Source organism: Mesorhizobium sp. M7A.F.Ca.CA.002.09.1.1 (assembly GCF_003998555.1).
In the GTDB taxonomy this organism is placed as follows: Bacteria; Pseudomonadota; Alphaproteobacteria; order Rhizobiales; family Rhizobiaceae; genus Mesorhizobium; species Mesorhizobium ciceri.
Genome location: NZ_RZRR01000027.1, coordinates 1 through 15,755, shown reverse-complemented (window position 1 = coordinate 15,755; position 15,755 = coordinate 1). Strand labels below are relative to the sequence as shown.

17 protein-coding genes and 2 pseudogenes are annotated in these 15,755 nt (G+C 62.7%); 13 read left to right on the top strand and 6 right to left on the bottom strand.

Going from position 1 to position 15,755, the window contains the following annotated elements; all coding sequences use genetic code 11:
* From EN994_RS02645 to EN994_RS02620, 6 genes and pseudogenes are all read left to right on the top strand, one after another.
* A pseudogene (locus EN994_RS02645) lies at positions 1-644 on the top strand (DNA repair protein RecN); the annotation flags it as partial.
* Positions 645-740: 96 nt separating this feature from the next.
* The gene (locus EN994_RS02640) at positions 741-920 is read left to right on the top strand and encodes a hypothetical protein (protein WP_063168304.1); all 180 of its coding nucleotides are present in this window, start codon (positions 741-743) and stop codon (positions 918-920) included.
* Positions 921-1,082: 162 nt separating this feature from the next.
* A complete protein-coding gene (gene ligA / locus EN994_RS02635; RefSeq protein WP_063168303.1) occupies positions 1,083-3,287 on the top strand; it encodes an NAD-dependent DNA ligase LigA in 2,205 nt (734 codons plus the stop codon).
* The gene (locus EN994_RS02630) at positions 3,287-3,979 is read left to right on the top strand and encodes a TIGR02453 family protein (protein ID WP_063168302.1); all 693 of its coding nucleotides are present in this window, start codon (positions 3,287-3,289) and stop codon (positions 3,977-3,979) included. The genes ligA and EN994_RS02630 overlap by 1 nt, the downstream gene beginning before the upstream one ends.
* A 157-nt stretch (positions 3,980-4,136) precedes the next feature.
* Positions 4,137-4,865 (top strand): AzlC family ABC transporter permease, encoded by a 729-nt coding sequence (locus tag EN994_RS02625; RefSeq protein WP_063168301.1) that lies wholly within the window; start codon positions 4,137-4,139, stop codon positions 4,863-4,865.
* Positions 4,862-5,158 (top strand): AzlD family protein, encoded by a 297-nt coding sequence (locus EN994_RS02620; protein WP_013530970.1) that lies wholly within the window; start codon positions 4,862-4,864, stop codon positions 5,156-5,158. Before EN994_RS02625 ends, EN994_RS02620 begins: the two co-directional genes overlap by 4 nt.
* Positions 5,159-5,341: 183 nt before the next feature.
* Here the strand turns inward: EN994_RS02620 and EN994_RS02615 are convergent, their stop codons facing one another.
* The 3 genes from EN994_RS02615 to EN994_RS02605 form a co-directional block, all read right to left on the bottom strand.
* On the bottom strand, positions 5,342-7,186 hold the full coding sequence (locus EN994_RS02615; RefSeq protein WP_063168300.1) for an aminopeptidase P family protein: 1,845 nt from the start codon (positions 7,184-7,186) through the stop codon (positions 5,342-5,344).
* 138 nt (positions 7,187-7,324) lie between these two features.
* The gene (locus EN994_RS02610; protein ID WP_013530972.1) at positions 7,325-8,197 is read right to left on the bottom strand and encodes a 50S ribosomal protein L11 methyltransferase; all 873 of its coding nucleotides are present in this window, start codon (positions 8,195-8,197) and stop codon (positions 7,325-7,327) included.
* A 10-nt stretch (positions 8,198-8,207) separates the two neighbouring features.
* On the bottom strand, positions 8,208-8,786 hold the full coding sequence (locus EN994_RS02605) for an SCO family protein (protein WP_013530973.1): 579 nt from the start codon (positions 8,784-8,786) through the stop codon (positions 8,208-8,210).
* Positions 8,787-8,974: 188 nt separating this feature from the next.
* On the opposite strand from EN994_RS02605, the gene EN994_RS02600 reads away from it, so the two are divergent.
* The 3 genes from EN994_RS02600 to EN994_RS02590 all read left to right on the top strand — a co-directional run bounded on the left by EN994_RS02600 (position 8,975) and on the right by EN994_RS02590 (position 10,757).
* Complete coding sequence (locus EN994_RS02600; RefSeq protein ID WP_024501452.1) at positions 8,975-9,493, top strand: CreA family protein; 519 nt, start codon at positions 8,975-8,977, stop codon at positions 9,491-9,493.
* Positions 9,494-9,631: 138 nt separating this feature from the next.
* Positions 9,632-10,273 (top strand): DapH/DapD/GlmU-related protein, encoded by a 642-nt coding sequence (locus EN994_RS02595; RefSeq protein WP_063168299.1) that lies wholly within the window; start codon positions 9,632-9,634, stop codon positions 10,271-10,273.
* 190 nt (positions 10,274-10,463) lie between these two features.
* Positions 10,464-10,757, top strand: a complete 294-nt coding sequence (locus EN994_RS02590; protein ID WP_013530976.1) for a hypothetical protein — start codon at positions 10,464-10,466, stop codon at positions 10,755-10,757.
* A gap of 105 nt (positions 10,758-10,862) precedes the next feature.
* Here the strand turns inward: EN994_RS02590 and EN994_RS02585 are convergent, their stop codons facing one another.
* A complete protein-coding gene (locus tag EN994_RS02585) occupies positions 10,863-12,020 on the bottom strand; it encodes a hypothetical protein (RefSeq protein ID WP_164745794.1) in 1,158 nt (385 codons plus the stop codon).
* Between the two features lie 352 nt (positions 12,021-12,372).
* Between EN994_RS02585 and EN994_RS02580 the strand changes: the two genes are divergently transcribed.
* Positions 12,373-12,798: a low affinity iron permease family protein gene (locus EN994_RS02580; RefSeq protein WP_013530978.1), complete on the top strand. Its 426-nt coding sequence runs from the start codon at positions 12,373-12,375 to the stop codon at positions 12,796-12,798.
* A gap of 3 nt (positions 12,799-12,801) precedes the next feature.
* Here EN994_RS02580 and EN994_RS02575 read toward each other — a convergent pair whose 3' ends face one another.
* Positions 12,802-13,668: an SDR family NAD(P)-dependent oxidoreductase gene (locus EN994_RS02575; protein ID WP_013530979.1), complete on the bottom strand. Its 867-nt coding sequence runs from the start codon at positions 13,666-13,668 to the stop codon at positions 12,802-12,804.
* A 162-nt stretch (positions 13,669-13,830) separates the two neighbouring features.
* On the opposite strand from EN994_RS02575, the gene EN994_RS02570 reads away from it, so the two are divergent.
* Complete coding sequence (locus tag EN994_RS02570; protein WP_027160626.1) at positions 13,831-14,112, top strand: hypothetical protein; 282 nt, start codon at positions 13,831-13,833, stop codon at positions 14,110-14,112.
* A 52-nt stretch (positions 14,113-14,164) separates the two neighbouring features.
* On the opposite strand, the gene EN994_RS02565 is transcribed toward EN994_RS02570, so the two are convergent.
* Positions 14,165-14,740, bottom strand: coding sequence for a TMEM175 family protein (locus EN994_RS02565; RefSeq protein WP_013530981.1), 576 nt, complete (start codon positions 14,738-14,740; stop codon positions 14,165-14,167).
* A gap of 240 nt (positions 14,741-14,980) precedes the next feature.
* On the opposite strand from EN994_RS02565, the gene EN994_RS02560 reads away from it, so the two are divergent.
* Positions 14,981-15,382 (top strand): SH3 domain-containing protein, encoded by a 402-nt coding sequence (locus EN994_RS02560; RefSeq protein WP_063168298.1) that lies wholly within the window; start codon positions 14,981-14,983, stop codon positions 15,380-15,382.
* A 184-nt stretch (positions 15,383-15,566) separates the two neighbouring features.
* Positions 15,567-15,755, top strand: a pseudogene (locus EN994_RS02555) (MFS transporter); the annotation flags it as partial.

Genomic DNA, 15,755 nt, shown 5'->3' with positions numbered 1-15,755 from the left:
GGCTGGAAAAGCAGGCCGCCGCGGCACGCGAGACGTATGACATCGCAGCCGCACAGCTGTCCTCGCTTCGTCATGCGGCGGCGGTCGGCCTGACCAAGGCGGTCATGGCGGAACTGCCGGCCCTGAAGCTCGAACGCGCGGCCTTCATCGTGGAAATGAAGAGCGATGCCGAGAGCCGCATGGAAGAGGGCATTGACCAGATCGAATTCTGGGTGCGCACCAATCCAGGCACGCGGCCCGGGCCGATGATGAAGGTGGCCTCCGGCGGCGAGCTTTCGCGCTTCCTTCTGGCGCTGAAGGTGGCGCTGGCCGACCGTGGCTCGGCGCCGACGCTGGTTTTCGATGAAATCGACACCGGCGTGGGCGGCGCTGTCGCCGACGCCATCGGCCAAAGGCTGGCGCGGCTGTCGAAGCGCGTGCAGGTGCTGTCGGTGACGCACGCGCCACAGGTGGCGGCGCGCGCGGCGACGCATTTCCTGATCTCCAAATCCGGCACCACCGACCGTGTCGCGACCGGCATTGCCGAGATGGACCGGCCGGCGCGGCAAGAGGAGATCGCGCGCATGCTGGCCGGCGCCACGATCACCGACGAGGCCCGCGCCGCCGCCGAGCGACTGCTGCGCGAGAACATCGCGGCGTCCTGATGGCGCATGGTTCGGCAGTGGATCGAAGCAAAGGAAGCCGAGAAGCCAACGGTTCGCGGGCCGTATAAGAAACACTCAGCGGCTTAGGAGAATCCGATGGATTTGGAAGAGGAAACTGTCGAATTGACAAAACTTCTCTCAGGAAAAATGGTGATCCACGTTTGGCGGTTTCGTGCGGCAGAAGTACTGATTGAATTCACAGATGGAACCCGACTGTTCGTCGATGCACGGTCCGACGCGATTGAGTGCTCAGTGACCGATGGGATTTCAGACTGACCCACCACCTACGGTTCGCCGACCAGTGAAAATCCGGGCTTTGCAACAGAGTCAGCATATGGCTCCATCCCGCTGTTTCGGCGTGGTTTTGTCAGAATTCAGCTCCCTTCCATCCGAATCCTGATCTATTGTCCCGGGCCAACAGCAGCCAGGTGCAAAACCATGTCCGAAAAACCAGTCGATGCCCTGACCGAAAGCGAGGCCGAAGCCGAGCTGAAGCGTCTGGCGGAAGTGATCGCCGAGCACGACCGGCGCTACCATACCGAAGACGCGCCTATTATCACCGACGCGGAATACGATGCGCTGGCACGGCGCAACCTTGCCATCGAGGAGCGCTTTCCAGCGCTGGTGCGCGAGGATTCGCCATCGCTCAGGGTCGGTGCGGCACCCGCGGAAGGCTTTACCAAGGTGCGCCATGCGGTGCCGATGCTCAGCCTTGCCAAGGCTTATACCGACGATGACGTCGCCGATTTCATCGAACGCGGCCGGCGGTTCTTCGATCGCGACAAGGAGCTCGACATCGCCTTCACGGCCGAGCCGAAGATCGACGGGCTTTCGGCTTCGCTGCGTTACGAAAACGGTGTGTTCATGCAGGGCGCAACGCGTGGCAACGGCGCCGTCGGCGAAGACATCACCGCCAATTTGAAGACGATTGCCGATATTCCAGCGAGGCTGAAAGGTTCGGACTGGCCCGAAACCATTGAGATCCGTGGCGAGGTCTACATGACCTATGCGGAATTCGAGGCGTTGAAGCAGCGGTCGGCGGCGGTCGGCGGCCAGGACTACGTCAATCCGCGCAACACGGCGGCCGGTTCGCTGCGCCAGAAGGATCCGTCCGTTACCGCCAGCCGCAACCTCAAATTCTTTGCCTATGCCTGGGGCTATACGACAGCGGATCCGGCTCCGACCCAATATGATTCGGTGCAGAAATTCGCCGAGTGGGGGTTCAAGATCAGTCCGCTGATGGTGCGGGCGAAATCGGCCGACGAGTTGATCGCGCATTATCATCGGATCGAGGAGCAACGTTCGGCACTTGGCTATGATATCGACGGCGTCGTCTACAAGGTCGACCAGCTGGAATTGCAGCGCCGATGGGGGTTCGTCACCGGTGAGCCGCGCTGGGCCGTCGCGCACAAATTTCCGGCCGAACAGGCGATGACGACTGTGCAGAAGATCGACATCCAGGTTGGCCGTACCGGCACGCTGGCGCCGGTCGCGCGGCTGGCGCCGGTCACTGTCGGTGGCGTCGTGGTCGAGAATGTCACGCTGCACAATGAGGACTACATCAAGGGCCTGGACAGCACCGGCCAGCCGATCCGCGACGGCATCGACGTGCGCATCGGCGATACGGTGGTGATCCAGCGGGCAGGCGATGTCATTCCGCAGATCGTCAGTGTCGTCATCGACAAGCGGCCGGCCGATGCCGTGCCATACGAATTCCCGCATACCTGTCCGATCTGCGGCTCGCCGGCGACGCGCGAGATCAACGAGAAGACCGGCAAGGAAGATTCCCGCCGCCGCTGCACCGGCGAGCTGATCTGCCCGGCGCAGGCGGTGGAAGGATTGCGCCACTTCGTGTCGCGCGGTGCCCTGGACATCGAGGGGCTGGGGGCCGAGAACATAGATACGTTCTTCAATGCGGGATTGATCAAGACCGCCGCCGATATCTTCACGCTCAAGGATCGCCGTCCGGCCGTCACCAGGGCGCTGGCCGAGCGCCGCGAGGAGCAGGCCAGGCAGCGCGAGGCCGCATCGGGCAAGACACGCAAGAATGTGCGCAGCGTCGAGGATCGCAACTATGAAAGCCTCGACAAGCTGTTCGCGGCCATCGACTCGCGCCGCGAGCCGGAACTCGACCGTTTCATCTTCGCGCTCGGCATCCGCCATATCGGCGAAACGACGGCGGCCGTGCTTGCCCGCACCTTCTCGACCATCGAGGAGCTGATCCGCGTCGGCAAGGAGACAGCGGCCGCGGAGGATCCACATACTGTCTTCCCATCGGTCAACGGCATCGGCGATACGGTGATCGATGCGCTGCGCGGCTTCTTCGGCAATGAGCGCAACGACGACGTGCTTGAGAAGCTGCTCGAGCAGGTCAAGCCGAAGCCGTATGTCGTCACCGTCTCGGCCGACAGTGAGGTCGCCGGCAAGACGGTCGTGTTCACCGGCTCGCTGGAGAAGATGACGCGCTCCGAAGCCAAGGCCATGGCGGAGCGCCTCGGCGCCAAGGTCGCGGGCTCGGTTTCGGCGAAGACGGATCTGGTGGTCGCCGGGCCGGGCGCCGGCTCCAAACTCAAGCTTGCCAGTGAGCTCGGCATCGAGGTGATCGACGAGGATGCCTGGCTGGCGCGGATCGGCAAGGCGTGATGGAAGGCGCATTCAAGGGGTTCGGCCCAAAGGCCATTCCGTTCCTGAAGGCTCTGGATTTCCACCAGAACCGGGAATGGTTCCTGGAGAATCGCGACCTGTTCGAAAAGGAATTGCGCGATCCCTTCGGCGATCTGGTCGACACGCTGACCGAGCGCTTCGCAAAGGCAGGGCTCGGCCTGCGCGGCGACCGCAAGAAGTCGCTGTTCCGGATCAATCGCGACGTGCGCTTCGCCAAGGACAAGCGGCCCTACAACAGGCATTTGTCGGCCATCCTGTCGCCCGACGGCACCAAGATGGAGCAGGGCGTGTTCTACGTGCATGTCGGGCTTGAGCGCTGCTTCGCCGACATTGCGTGGTGGCAGCCGGAGCCGGCGCTGCTGCTGGCGATGCGCAAGGCCATCGCGGCAAAGCCGGGCGAATTCCAAAAGATGGTTGCGGCGTTGAAGAAAAATAGCCTCGAACTCGAGACCGAAGGCCGTATGAAGCGCACCCCACGCGGCTTCGAGCATATCAGCGATGCCGACCTGGCCGCCGCCATCCGCAACCGGCATTTTGTCGTCCAGCATGTCATCGATCCGGCGGGAATCCACACGGCTGATCTGGTCGACGAACTCGTCGATTTCACCTTGCGCGCCAAGCCGCTGCTCGACTGGGGCAGGGCGATCGAGGGCAAGATCCCGAAGGAATAAGCGTCTAACTCAGCCGATCCCGCGATCATTTCCGCTGATCGTTTGGCTCAAGCGAATTCGTGTGACACGGCAAGCCGCGCCACCTACATACCGCGCTTCCCTTGTTGTTGTGCATGTCGTTATCCCCCTTTTGGGCGACATGCATCAGGAGTGGTTGATGGCGACGGACGTAATTTCCGAGAGCGGCGACAGAAGCGATTTCTGGCAAGGCGTGCGGCTGTCGATGCCTGTGGTGGTGGCCTCGGCGCCCTTTGCGGTGCTGTTCGGCGCGCTCGCCGTGGACAATGGCTTCTCGGTCCTGGAAGCCTTTCTGATGAGTGCGCTGGTCTATGGCGGCGCCAGCCAGATGGTCGGCATCCAGCTGTTCGGCCAGCATGTGGCGCCGTGGCTGATCGTCCTGTCGATCTTCGCCGTCAATTTCCGCCACGTGCTCTATTCCGCCGGCATCGGCCGGCGCATCGCGCACTGGCCCCTCATCCAGCAGGCGCTTGGTTATTTCATCCTGACCGATCCGCAATTCGCGGTGGCCGAAGCGCGGGCGCAATCGGGCCGGACGGTCGGCTTTGCCTGGTATCTGGGACTTGGCTTGCCTGTCTATCTGTTCTGGATCCTCGAAAGCGCGCTTGGCGCGCTGTTCGGCAAGCTGATCCCCGACACGCACGCGCTGGGCATCGATTTCCTGCTGCCGATCTATTTCCTCGGTCTCGTGCTGGGCTTCCGCAAGCGGCCTCTGTGGCTGCCGGTGGTCATTGCCAGCGCTGCCGCCTCCATCATCGCCTACAAGACCGTGGGCTCGCCCTGGCATGTCTCGATTGGCGCTGTTGCCGGTGTGCTGCTGGCGGTCATCCTGCCTCCCCACCATAGCGGCGTAAAGGCACGGCCATGAGCACGACCTTCTGGATCATTATCGCCGGCGCAATCGCGACCTATCTGACGCGCATCGGCGGGCACCTGGTGATATCGCGCTTCGATACCATCCATCCCCGCGTCGAGGCCGGCCTCAATGCCGTGCCGGCGGCGGTGCTGACGACGCTGGTAGCGCCCGAGCTGTTGAACGCCGGCCCGGCGGAATGGGCCGCACTGGTGGTCACCGCCGTGGTTTCGCTGCGCGGTGGGTTGATGGCGATGTTTTTGGCGGGCGCGGCGGTATTGATCGTGGCGCGGCAGTTCGTCGGGTAGGGCGTATCGATATTCAGGTGATGACGGCCTGCAAACGGCGGCTTCCTGCGCTTCCCCGTTCTACCGCGTCGCGGTAGAACTGAGCTCACGTACCCAAAAGTACGCTTCGCTCCGGTTCACGGAACCCATCGTTTTCGCTCGTCCTGACCTGAATCTCGACACGCCCTCGGCGCCTCAGAAAAATCAAATCTTCGCGTCGTGCGGCAGCGGCGCGGTGGCCTTCTCCAGCCAGGCCAGCGTTTCGCCGTCGAGCATCGGGCCGATCTCGGCCAGCACGCGCGCGTGGTACGAGTCCAGCCAATGCAGCTCGTCACGCGTCAGAAGGTCCGACTGCACCAGCCTGGTATCGATCGGCGCCAGCGTCAGCGTCTCGAAGCCGTGCATGGCGATGTCGCCGCCCTCGATCTCTTGCGCCGGCGTCACCAGGATCAGGTTCTCGATGCGGATGCCGTAGGAGCCTTCCTTGTAGTAGCCGGGCTCGTTGGACAGCATCATGCCTTCGAGCAGCTTTTCGGTGCCGGTGCGGGCGATACGCTGCGGGCCTTCATGCACGGCCAGATACGAGCCGACGCCATGGCCGGTGCCGTGGGCGAAGTCGCAGCCGTGCTTCCACAGCGCCATGCGCGCGACGGCATCGATCTCGGAGCCGCGCGTGCCGGCGGGAAAGCGCAAGGTGGAAATGCCGATCATGCCTTTCAGCACCAGGGTGAAGCGTTCGCGCATCTCCTGCGTCGGCTGGCCGATCGGCACGGTGCGGGTGATGTCGGTGGTGCCGTCCTGATACTGCGCGCCGGAATCGAGCAGGAACAGCTCGCCGGCCTGCAGCTTGCGGCTGGTGGCGCGCGACACGCGGTAATGCATGATGGCGCCGTTCGGGCCGGCGCCCGAAATGGTGTCGAAGGAGACGTCGCGCAGCGGCATCTGGGTTTCCTCGCCGGTCCGCCGGCGCTGTTCCTCCAGCCTGGTGACGACAGCGATCTCGTCGAGCGAGCCGGGTTTTTGCCGCTCCAGCCAGCACAGCAATTTCGCCACGGCCGCACCGTCACGCCGATGCGCGGCGCGCGAGCCGTTGATCTCGGCCTGGTTCTTGGTGGCGCGCGGGATTCGGGCAGGATCTGCTGCTGCAATGACGGCGCCGCCATTGTCCTCGACCAGCATGCGCAGCCGGTCAGCCGCCAGCACCGGGTCGAGCGCGATTTTCGCGCCACTCTTGGCAAGCGCTGTGATCGCGGCTTCGAATTCGCCGGGCTCATGCGGCTCGGCGAGCTGGGTGAGGTAGGCGGCGACCTGGCGCGAGAATTTGCGCTTATCCATGAAAAGCTGGTGCGACCCATCGGCGGCGAGGATGGCGAAGCCGAGCGCCAGCGGCGTGTGCGGCACGTCGCCGCCACGGATGTTGAAGGCCCAGGCGATGGAGGAGGGGTCGGTCAGCACCGCATGGGTGGCGCCGTCCTTGGCGATCGCCGCCGCTAGCCGCGCCAGCTTGTCCTTGGCGAGCTCGCCGGCAAAGCCGATCGGGTGGAGCTCGACGGGAGCCACCGGCGCGTCGGGCTGATCCTTCCAGATGATGTCGATCGGGTTTTTGTCGAGCGGCACCAGTACGGCGCCGTTCTTGTCGACTGAGGCCTGCAGCGCCTTGACCTCGCTGATCGTGTGCAGCCATGGATCGAAGCCGAGCCGTGCGCCCTTGCCAAGATTGTCTTTCAGCCAGACAGCCGGCGGATTGTCGACCAGGCTTTCGATCGAAAAGACGTCGAGATCGACCTCGCTGCGCACCTGCAGCGTGTAGCGCCCGTCAACAAAGACGAAGGCGCGGTCGCGCAGGACGATGGCGACGCCGGCCGAGCCGCTGAAGCCGGTCAGCCATTTCAGCCGCGCCGAACGATCGGCGACATATTCGCCCTGATGCTCGTCGGCACGCGGGACGATGAAGCCGTCCAGCCCGTTGGCTTCAAGCCATTGGCGCAGCAGCGCCACGCGCGGTTTGCCGACGGCCGGGTCGCCCGCGGAATCGAAGGTCTGGAACATGGTGGGCCTCCTGCATGTCCGCGCAACCGTAGCGTACGGTCGCGGAAATCGGAATCGATTTCCGGCTGCGCGCAACCTGCTACAGCATCGCCGGACTGACAACTGGGGGAATTTGGTCCAGGCTCGGTCGGTGCCGGTCTAATGCTTCAGGTGGATCGTCACCCAGCCCTCGCGGTGCAAGGTTCTGACATGGCGGAAATTCTGGCCGACATAGGCCGAGATGACCGCGTCCCGCTGGCGCTCGAGGATGCCCGACAGCACGATCGAACCGCCAAGTGCGATATGATGGGCCATTTGCGGCGCCAGCCGCATCAGCGGCCGCGCCAATATGTTGGCGACGATCAGATCGAAGGGTGCGCGCTTGCCGAAGATCGGATGGTGAAAGCCGGGCGCGGTTGCTGTTTCCACCAGTGCCTTGACGTGGTTGAGCCGCGCATTGGCGGCAGCCACCCGCACCGCCACCGGATCAATGTCGGTGGCCAGCACCGGAATGTGCGCCAGCTTGGCGACGGCGATCGCCAGTACCGCGCTGCCGGTGCCGAGGTCGAGCGCATTGCGCGGGTGTTCGCGCCGGACCACTCTTTCCAGCATTTCCAGGCAGCCGGCGGTGGTGCCGTGATGGCCGGTGCCGAAGGCGAGGCCGGCTTCGATTTCGATGGCGAGTTCGCCGCTGTGGCGTTTCCTGCGGTCATGTGCGCCGTGGACGAAGAAACGTCCGGCACGCACCGGCTTCAACTCTTCCAGCGAATGCGCCACCCAGTCGATGTCGGGCAGGGGCTCGCGCTCGATCGGCTTCGACAGGGAAAGGCCGGCAAGGATGTCCTTCAAGCGGGTCTCGACCGCATCGACGTCGCCATCGGCATAGAGCGACACTTCGTGGATGTCCTTGTCCTCGTCGACCTCCAGCACGGCGATCGGCAGCCCCTCTTCCTCGAAGGCCGCCTCAAGCGCCGCGAAAATGCTGACGGACTCGATCTTTCCGGTGGTGAAGTAAAGGCGCGTCTGGGTCATGAAATGGTAATCAGCCTTTCGCCGCCAGCCGCTTCAGCTTGGCGATGGCCGTATCGGCGCTTTCGCCGTAGGCGATTGTGCCGGCAAAATCGCCCTTGGCGTTGAGCAGCAGCACCGAGGCGGTATGATCCATCGTGTAGTCGCCGTCGCCGGTGTCGACCTTCTTCCAATAGATGCCGAACGACTTGGCCATGGCATGGACCTTGTCCGGAGCGCCCGTGATGCCGACGATACGGTCGGAGAAATTGCTGACATAGGCGTTCATCACCTCAGGCGTGTCGCGCTCCGGATCGACCGATACGAAATAGGCGTGCAGGTTCTTGCCGTCGTCGCCGAGCGTCTTCAGCCAGCCGGCCAGTTCGAACAGCGTGGTCGGGCAGACCTCGGGGCAATGGGTGAAGCCGAAGAAGACGACGCTGGGCTGGCCCCGGAAGGCGGCTTCGGTGATCGGCGCGCCTTTCTGGTCGACCAGAGTAAAGGCGGCCCCGAATGGCTCGCCGCCATAGTGGCCGCGATACCAGTCGAAGGTCAGCCAGCCGATGCCGGCCGCCATCAGGACGAGAATACCGACCAGGATAGAACGCATCATCAGAAAAGTCCGTCTGCAGAAATCGTCGCGCCGGCTCAATGCCGCGCCTGTGTGACAGTCTTAGCGGTTCGGCCCCGCACAGGCAAAGTGCCGCGTTGCCGCAACCGCTGCGGTGTCGACCTATCTGCTTGCAAAGCCGGGCCGCTCGCCCCACCTGTGACCGGCAACTCGAACCGCAGGAGGGTCCCTTGCAACGACTGATTGGGCACGGACTGATTGGGCGAAGACTGATCGGCGGTGCCTTGGCCGCGTGCGTTGTCCTAGGTGCCGGGGCCGCCGTGGCCGATGAAGTCGGCAAGGTCGGCGTCGACTGGCTCGGCAACGACATCATCGTCGAGGCGATCAAGGACCCCAAAGTGGAGGGCGTGACATGTCACGTCTCCTATTTCGATCGCGGCATCATCGATCGCCTGCACAAGGGCAACTGGTTCGAGGATCCGTCCGATTCCTCGATCTCCTGCCGCCAGACCGGCCCGATCACCATCGGCGACATCGACATGAGCGAGGGCGGCGAGGAAGTGTTCAAGCAAGGCATCAGCCTGATCTGGAAGAAGCAGGTGGTGAACCGCATCTACGACAAGGCCAACGAGACGCTGATCTATCTCTCGCATTCGCGCCAGGTGCAGAACGGCTCGGCCAAAATGTCGGTCACCACTGTGCCGCTCTACGGCCAGAACGTGGTGTGGAGCAAAGGCAAGCCGCAATAGGCGATTCAGTTCCTTCCCGGGCGCACGATTGGCCCCGCTTGCGGGACCAATCGCCTGGGCGAATCCTTGCCGGGAAACGATCTGACGGACGATTGGCCCCGCTTGCGGGACCAATCGCCTAGGCGTAAAGCCGCCGGCATGGACCGTTCCGAAGATCTCGTCCCGAAAGACCCCGAGCCACGCATCCATCCGACCGCGGAGTTGAAGGCGTGCAAGCTTGGGCGTTATGCCTCGATCGGCGAGCGGGTGGTGCTTCGCGAGGTCACCGTCGGCGACTTCTCCTATTTCGAACGCCATTCGGAAGCGATCTACACGACGATCGGCAAATTCTGCTCGATCGCCGCCAACAGCCGCATCAATGCGCTGGAGCATCCCATAGAGCGGCTGACCCAGCACAAGCTCAGCTACCGGCCGAACGAGTATTTTCGCTGGCTGGGCGTCGATGCCGCCTTCCGCGAACGGCGGCAGGCGAAAGCCGTGACCATCGGCCATGATGTCTGGATCGGCCACGGCGCGGTGATCATGCCCGGGGTCACCATCGGCAATGGCGCGGTGGTCGGCGCCAACGCAGTGGTGACGCGTGATGTGCCGCCCTACGCGATCGTCGCCGGCGTGCCGGCGAAGGCTCTCCGGCCACGCTTCGCTCCGGATATCGCGGCGCGGATCGAAGCTCTCGCCTGGTGGAACTGGCCGGTCGAAAAGCTCGCCAGAGCGGTTCCCGACATGCAGGCAATGCCGATCGAAGCATTCCTCGATCGTTGGGAAAACGACGCCGTCTGACCAGCTCAAGACGTCGACGGTAACCAATTTTCTTAACGTAAAATATTAAAGTTAAGAAATGGAAAACGGATTGTATCCGTGAAATTAAACACTCCAAGGTTGCAAGACTTTCGGCAAAATGCACTACTCGTTTCGGGGGTAAGTCGTAAGAAGTCGAAGAAAACACTACTAGCAACAATGGAGAGAAGTCATGAAGAAGTTCGCTTTTGTACTCACCGCTGCTATGGTTTCGTTCTCGACTGTCGGCGCCTATGCCGGCGGCTGGGGAGGTAGCTCGGGTAGCCTGATCAATGTGTCGCCGTCCATCGGTGTCGGCCAGGTGACCGCGCTCAATGGCATCCTGAGTGGCAACAACATCCTGAGCGGCAATGTCGTCCAGGGCATTCTGAACGGCAACAAGACCAACGTCCTTACCGGCGTTCTCAGCGGTATCGGCGTCAATGTCCTTGGCGGCAACAGCTACAAGCTGGGCGGCCGTCACTGAGCAGGAAAGTCACGGGCATCCTTATGTCACGTGTCGTGGGCAGGAGGGTCTTCAACACCCTCCTGCCTCCGCTTGTGGGCCTACCCAGTCAAGCGCGGGAATGAGCTAGATCTTCGCCCGCAGGCCCACAAATGCATCGACCGTGTGTTCGCGCTCGTCGATCACGGTCTTGAAGGTCTCGGAAACGTCGACGCGAACGACAATGGCCATCGATTTGGTCGCGTTGTACGTCGCTTCGGCATAGACGCCCTTGCGGCGCTCCTGGTTCTCGTAGAGCAAATTGTCCTTGAGCTCATAGAAGATGCCGGAAGCGATGCCGAGGTTTTCGCGCACCTTCATGCCCAGTTCCAGTTCCGCGCGCTGCAGCCACGAAGCCAGGGGGTCGTCGGTTTCGGACGTTTCGTAGCGGCCGAAATAGGTGCCGCGCAGCTCGAAGCCGTGCGGCAGAGGCTTGCCGAAGGTGACTTGCCAGGTCGGACGCCAGCGCTGGTAGATGTTATCGGCGCCACGCAGGAACTGCGCACCCAGCGCCACGCCGAGCGTCGAACCGTCGGTGGCCTTGTAGGCCGCCTCGGCGCGCAGCGTATAGGCGTTGAACGACAGGAACAGCGGCGGGTAACCGATTTCCTCGACGCTGGCGAAGAGCGCAGACGCGGACGCGCCGAAGGCAAGCTGGCCAACTGTCCGGGTGACCCGAGCCGCCAACTGGAAGAGATTGCGGTCGGCATGCAGCTTCGCCGGCAAGATGAGATCTTCCTGGAAATGCGTCGCGCCGAGCTTTTCGTAGCTGTCGGCGGCCTCGAGGATCAGCGATGTGGCGTTGCCGAGGTCGATGCCGAGTTGTGTCTGGGCGCCGAAGACCTGCTTGAACTCGCGCGTACCCAGCGTCAGCGGGCCGATATCCAGATTGTCGCCGGTGCTGGAGACGCGATAGCTCAGCGATCCCCTCAGTTCGAGGCCCGGGCCGAGCCGGCGGAAGGCCTCGGCCGACAGCGACAATCCGCGGTCGTCCTCGATCGACGTCTTGTCGTAATGCGTTACCTGGAAGTCCGCGCTGAATTTCGCGTTGGCGTCGTTGTCGCCCCATTGCTGCTGCAGCGAACCGCGCAACAGTGTGTACCAGTCCTTGACCGCATGGTCGCTGTCCAGCGCGTTGTTGGTCCAATGCCTTTCGAGACTGCCGGTGATTGTCGGATCGGTCGCTATTTCGGCAGCCGGTGCTGTTGATGGTTCTGCCCTGGCGGTCACGGCCGCGCAGGCCATCAGCAGGCCTAGGCCGGCGCTGCCAAGCAATCTGCGGGAAAGTGGAGCGACCGTCTGTCCTTCTGCCGGTCGGCGCTTTCGGGAAACCATGCTCCGCGCTCTCCGGACTGAAACCCCTTCCGCCATGCGGGGGTGGCGCAGCGGAAGGGGCTGGAGGTAAACCGCTGTGAAGCGGAAGGAACAGGCACTCTTGCCTGCGGGAGTACTGTGGCATTGAACCCATAAGGTGTGTTTTCCAGACTATTCTCCCTATGCGTGCAGGCAATTGTACCTGAGGTATTTGTTCGCATCGGGAACCTGAAGCGGTCGCTGATTGTTTCTCATCGCGCCGCAGCGTCGAGGATTTCGATAGATGGAAAAGCATTTCACCAAGGTTGCCAACTGGGTCGCCCGCATAGCCGGCCTGCCGCCGACATTCGCCGTCTGTTGCCTCATCATCATCGCCTGGGGGGTGAGCGGTCCGTTCTTCGGCTTTTCGGACACTTGGCAACTTGTCATCAACACGGGCACGACCATCATCACCTTCCTGATGGTCTTCCTGATCCAGAACACTCAGAACCGCGACGGCGCGGCGATCCAGGCCAAGCTCGACGAACTGATCCGGGTCGGCAAGGGCCACAACCACTTCATCGGCATCGAGCATCTGACCGAATCCGAAGTCGAGGAAATCCGCGCCAAATGCGAGCGTGCGGCAAAGCGGCATGACGAACAGATCGCCGACATCGCGGCGAAGAAGGCCGTGGCACAGAAGCGCGGGTCGAAAAAGCAAGCGGCCTGAAGATCAGCCTTTCATGAAGGCTGCGAAACTGCCTTTGTGGTCCGGATGCCAGCGCGACAAAGCGGGGCGGTTCTCGATGATGTCGCCGATCGCCCAGGCCATGCGCTTTTCATCCAGCGGCCGGGCCGCCTCATTGTCCGGGCACAGGATGTAGAAATCTCCCCTGGTCAGGGATTCCAGCATGAAATCCACAACCTGTTCGCCGGTCCAGGCGCCGGCCGGTTTTTCCGTCGCACCCTCGGTCAGACCGGTAAAGGTGAAGCCGGGGATCAGCAGATGGGCAGCGACATGGGCGCCGGGTTCGTTGCGCAACGCGTGCGCCAGGCCTTCCGTGAAGGTTTTCACTCCTGCCTTGGAGACATTGTAGGCAAGATTGCCGGGCGGCGTGGTGATGCCTTGCTTGGAGCCGGTGTTGACGATCAGACCCGGCCTGGCCGAGGCCAGCATGCGCGGCGCGAAGGCCTCCACGCCATGCACAACGCCCCAGAAATTGATGTCCAGCAGCCGTTTCCAGGCATCGCGGTTTTCCCACGGCTTTCCGGGGTTGTCGCCGACGCCGGCATTGTTCATCAGCAGCGACACGCCGCCGAAGGCGCCGAACGCTCTCTCGGCGAGGCGGTCCACCTCATCCGCCTTCGAAACGTCGGCGGCGACGGCAAGCACGGCATCGTCGCCGGCAATCGCGGAAACGGCGCGCGAGGCGTCGTCAAGCCGCGCGCCGCCAATGTCGGCCAGCACGATCTTCATGCCTAGCAATGCAAGCCGCTTGGCGGCCGCCAGACCGATGCCGCTGGCAGCGCCGGTGATCACGGCGGCATTGCCTGGAGCAAGCGCGGGCAGGGCGGTCTGGATCTCGGCGTCGGTGATCATGGGCGATGGATTCCTTGTTCGATGCGCCGAACTTAGCGCCGGAACGGGCCGGTGCAAGCCTCTGCTCGTCTTGTCGGGTTGACCAGTCCGGCCGAGGCTGCGCATGTTGCCCTTTGTCCCCGCAAAAGAGATTTAGGCCTGGGGACAAACGGAGGTTCCTGATTGACGGACTGGGTTGCAATTCTGAAGGAGCAGACCGCCATTGGCGACCAGATGGGCCGCGAGGTGCCGCAGATGCTGGCCAATCCCGACATCAGCGAAGCGCAGGTGAAGACACTCTTTTCCGCGCTGGAGAAACAAGCCGAGTTCGTCGAGAAACTGCGCATGGCGCTGGAAAAATTCGGCCATGATTTCTCGATCATCAAGGCCGCGGAACGGCTGGAGGAGCTCTATGCCGACCTCGCCGCATCGGTGGCGGAAAAACTGAAAGCGATGCGCAAGTAGGGCAATTTGGGAAAGCCGTGCAGCGCTCTACCTTGAAAATGTGTGAAGACAACTACTTTTCGATCACCCGCGCAAAGCGCCTATCCGGTACGAGCCATATCATCGCGACCAGCACATAGAGCGCGACGCCGATCCACTGGCTGACGAAGGTCAGCACGACGGCCACGATATAGACAGCCAGCGAGAGCTTCCCCTTGCGGTCATTACCCAGCGCCTTGGCAAAGGCGGTATCATTGCCGTGCAGGCGATGCAGCGCGGCGGCGAGTATGGTGTAGGCGATGGCGCATAGCGCGAGGTCGGTGCCATAGACTGCTACCGGCACCGGCGCAAAGTGGTTCTCGCCCATGAAGGCTGTGGTCACCGGCATCAGCGACAGCCAGAACAGCAGATTGAGGTTCGCCCACAGCACGCGCCCGTCGACCCGCTGAACGGTGTGGAACATGTTGTGCAGATTGTTCCAGTAGATGCCGACATTGATGAAGGACAGCACGTAGCAGAAGAAGATCGGCCACAACGGCACCAAGGCGGAGAAATCCTCGCCATGCGGCACTTTCAACTCAAGCACCATGATGGTGATGATGATAGCCACGACGCCATCGGTGAATGCCTCGACCCTGCCTTTGCCCATGGATCCCACCTTTGCCCGCGATGAATTGTCGAAAGAGAGTAACGCTAGCGGATGTTGAGGAGCCAATAAATGGCAACCGCGAAATTCCTCAACCATGTCCAAGGAAAATCCGGCATCAGTCCCGCTGGCCAGGACGGTTACGGCCGCCCACCTGTTGACTTTTCTTGGCTTGGCCGCTCCTCTTGCAGGGCAGTCTTGGCCGAAGCAGATGAACGGCCGGGATTCGAATGGAGGGGACTGATGAGATTTCGTTTTCTGCTTGTGGCCGCGACCATCCTGGCCGCGGTGTTCGGGACGTCCGCCGCGGCCTTCGCCTACAGCGCTCACACCTCGACCAACCTCAACGTCCGCAGCGGGCCGGGAGCGGGATACGCCAAAGTGGGAACGCTGCCCGCCGGCTTCAGGGTCAATGTCACCGGCTGCCAGCCGGGCTGGTGTAGAATCCATGGCGGCGGCGTGAGCGGCTGGGCCAGCGCCGGTTATCTTGAACGCTCCCAGATCGTTCGCCCGCCAATCATCATCGTGCGTCCGCCGCATCGGCCGCCACACTGGCACAAGCCGCACCGTCCTCCGCACCATCGGCCGCCGCACAGGCCGCGTCCCGGCAAGTGCAAGATCGCGCCCGGCTTTGCTTGCAGGTAACGCCGACCGGTTGAACGATAGATGACGGATCGGAGCCGCTGGCCCCGATCCGAGCCTGTTCAGCCGGCGGACATCCCGCTCAAGCAATGTCCACCGTGCTGTCAGGAGCCTGCCTGTCGGTTGGAACGTCGTGGATGAAACCGCGTTAGATCCTCGATCCCCGAAATTGGTGACGAGGTTGGCCATGGCCATTCGCGATTTTGCGCATACGCACGAAGGGGCAGGTGGCGATGCTCTCGCAATCCCCACCGTCGCCGCGATGATTGCGGTGCTGTTTGCCGGCAGCACGGTGCTGACGCCGCTCTACATCGTCTACAAGCAGCAATTCGGCTTTTCACAAATCACCCTGACGCTGATCTACGCCGTGTATGTC

What these genes read in the sequence shown, in the direction of transcription:
- EN994_RS02640 (WP_063168304.1), top strand. Translation starts at nt 741, where the DNA reads ATGGATTTGGAAGAGGAAACTGTCGAATTGACAAAACTTCTCTCAGGA.
- ligA (WP_063168303.1), top strand. Translation starts at nt 1,083, where the DNA reads ATGTCCGAAAAACCAGTCGATGCCCTGACCGAAAGCGAGGCCGAAGCC.
- EN994_RS02630 (WP_063168302.1), top strand. Translation starts at nt 3,287, where the DNA reads ATGGAAGGCGCATTCAAGGGGTTCGGCCCAAAGGCCATTCCGTTCCTG.
- EN994_RS02625 (WP_063168301.1), top strand. Translation starts at nt 4,137, where the DNA reads ATGGCGACGGACGTAATTTCCGAGAGCGGCGACAGAAGCGATTTCTGG.
- EN994_RS02620 (WP_013530970.1), top strand. Translation starts at nt 4,862, where the DNA reads ATGAGCACGACCTTCTGGATCATTATCGCCGGCGCAATCGCGACCTAT.
- EN994_RS02615 (WP_063168300.1), bottom strand. Translation starts at nt 7,186, where the DNA reads ATGTTCCAGACCTTCGATTCCGCGGGCGACCCGGCCGTCGGCAAACCG.
- EN994_RS02610 (WP_013530972.1), bottom strand. Translation starts at nt 8,197, where the DNA reads ATGACCCAGACGCGCCTTTACTTCACCACCGGAAAGATCGAGTCCGTC.
- EN994_RS02605 (WP_013530973.1), bottom strand. Translation starts at nt 8,786, where the DNA reads ATGATGCGTTCTATCCTGGTCGGTATTCTCGTCCTGATGGCGGCCGGC.
- EN994_RS02595 (WP_063168299.1), top strand. Translation starts at nt 9,632, where the DNA reads ATGGACCGTTCCGAAGATCTCGTCCCGAAAGACCCCGAGCCACGCATC.
- EN994_RS02590 (WP_013530976.1), top strand. Translation starts at nt 10,464, where the DNA reads ATGAAGAAGTTCGCTTTTGTACTCACCGCTGCTATGGTTTCGTTCTCG.
- EN994_RS02585 (WP_164745794.1), bottom strand. Translation starts at nt 12,020, where the DNA reads ATGGCCTGCGCGGCCGTGACCGCCAGGGCAGAACCATCAACAGCACCG.
- EN994_RS02580 (WP_013530978.1), top strand. Translation starts at nt 12,373, where the DNA reads ATGGAAAAGCATTTCACCAAGGTTGCCAACTGGGTCGCCCGCATAGCC.
- EN994_RS02575 (WP_013530979.1), bottom strand. Translation starts at nt 13,668, where the DNA reads ATGATCACCGACGCCGAGATCCAGACCGCCCTGCCCGCGCTTGCTCCA.
- EN994_RS02565 (WP_013530981.1), bottom strand. Translation starts at nt 14,740, where the DNA reads ATGGGCAAAGGCAGGGTCGAGGCATTCACCGATGGCGTCGTGGCTATC.
- EN994_RS02560 (WP_063168298.1), top strand. Translation starts at nt 14,981, where the DNA reads ATGAGATTTCGTTTTCTGCTTGTGGCCGCGACCATCCTGGCCGCGGTG.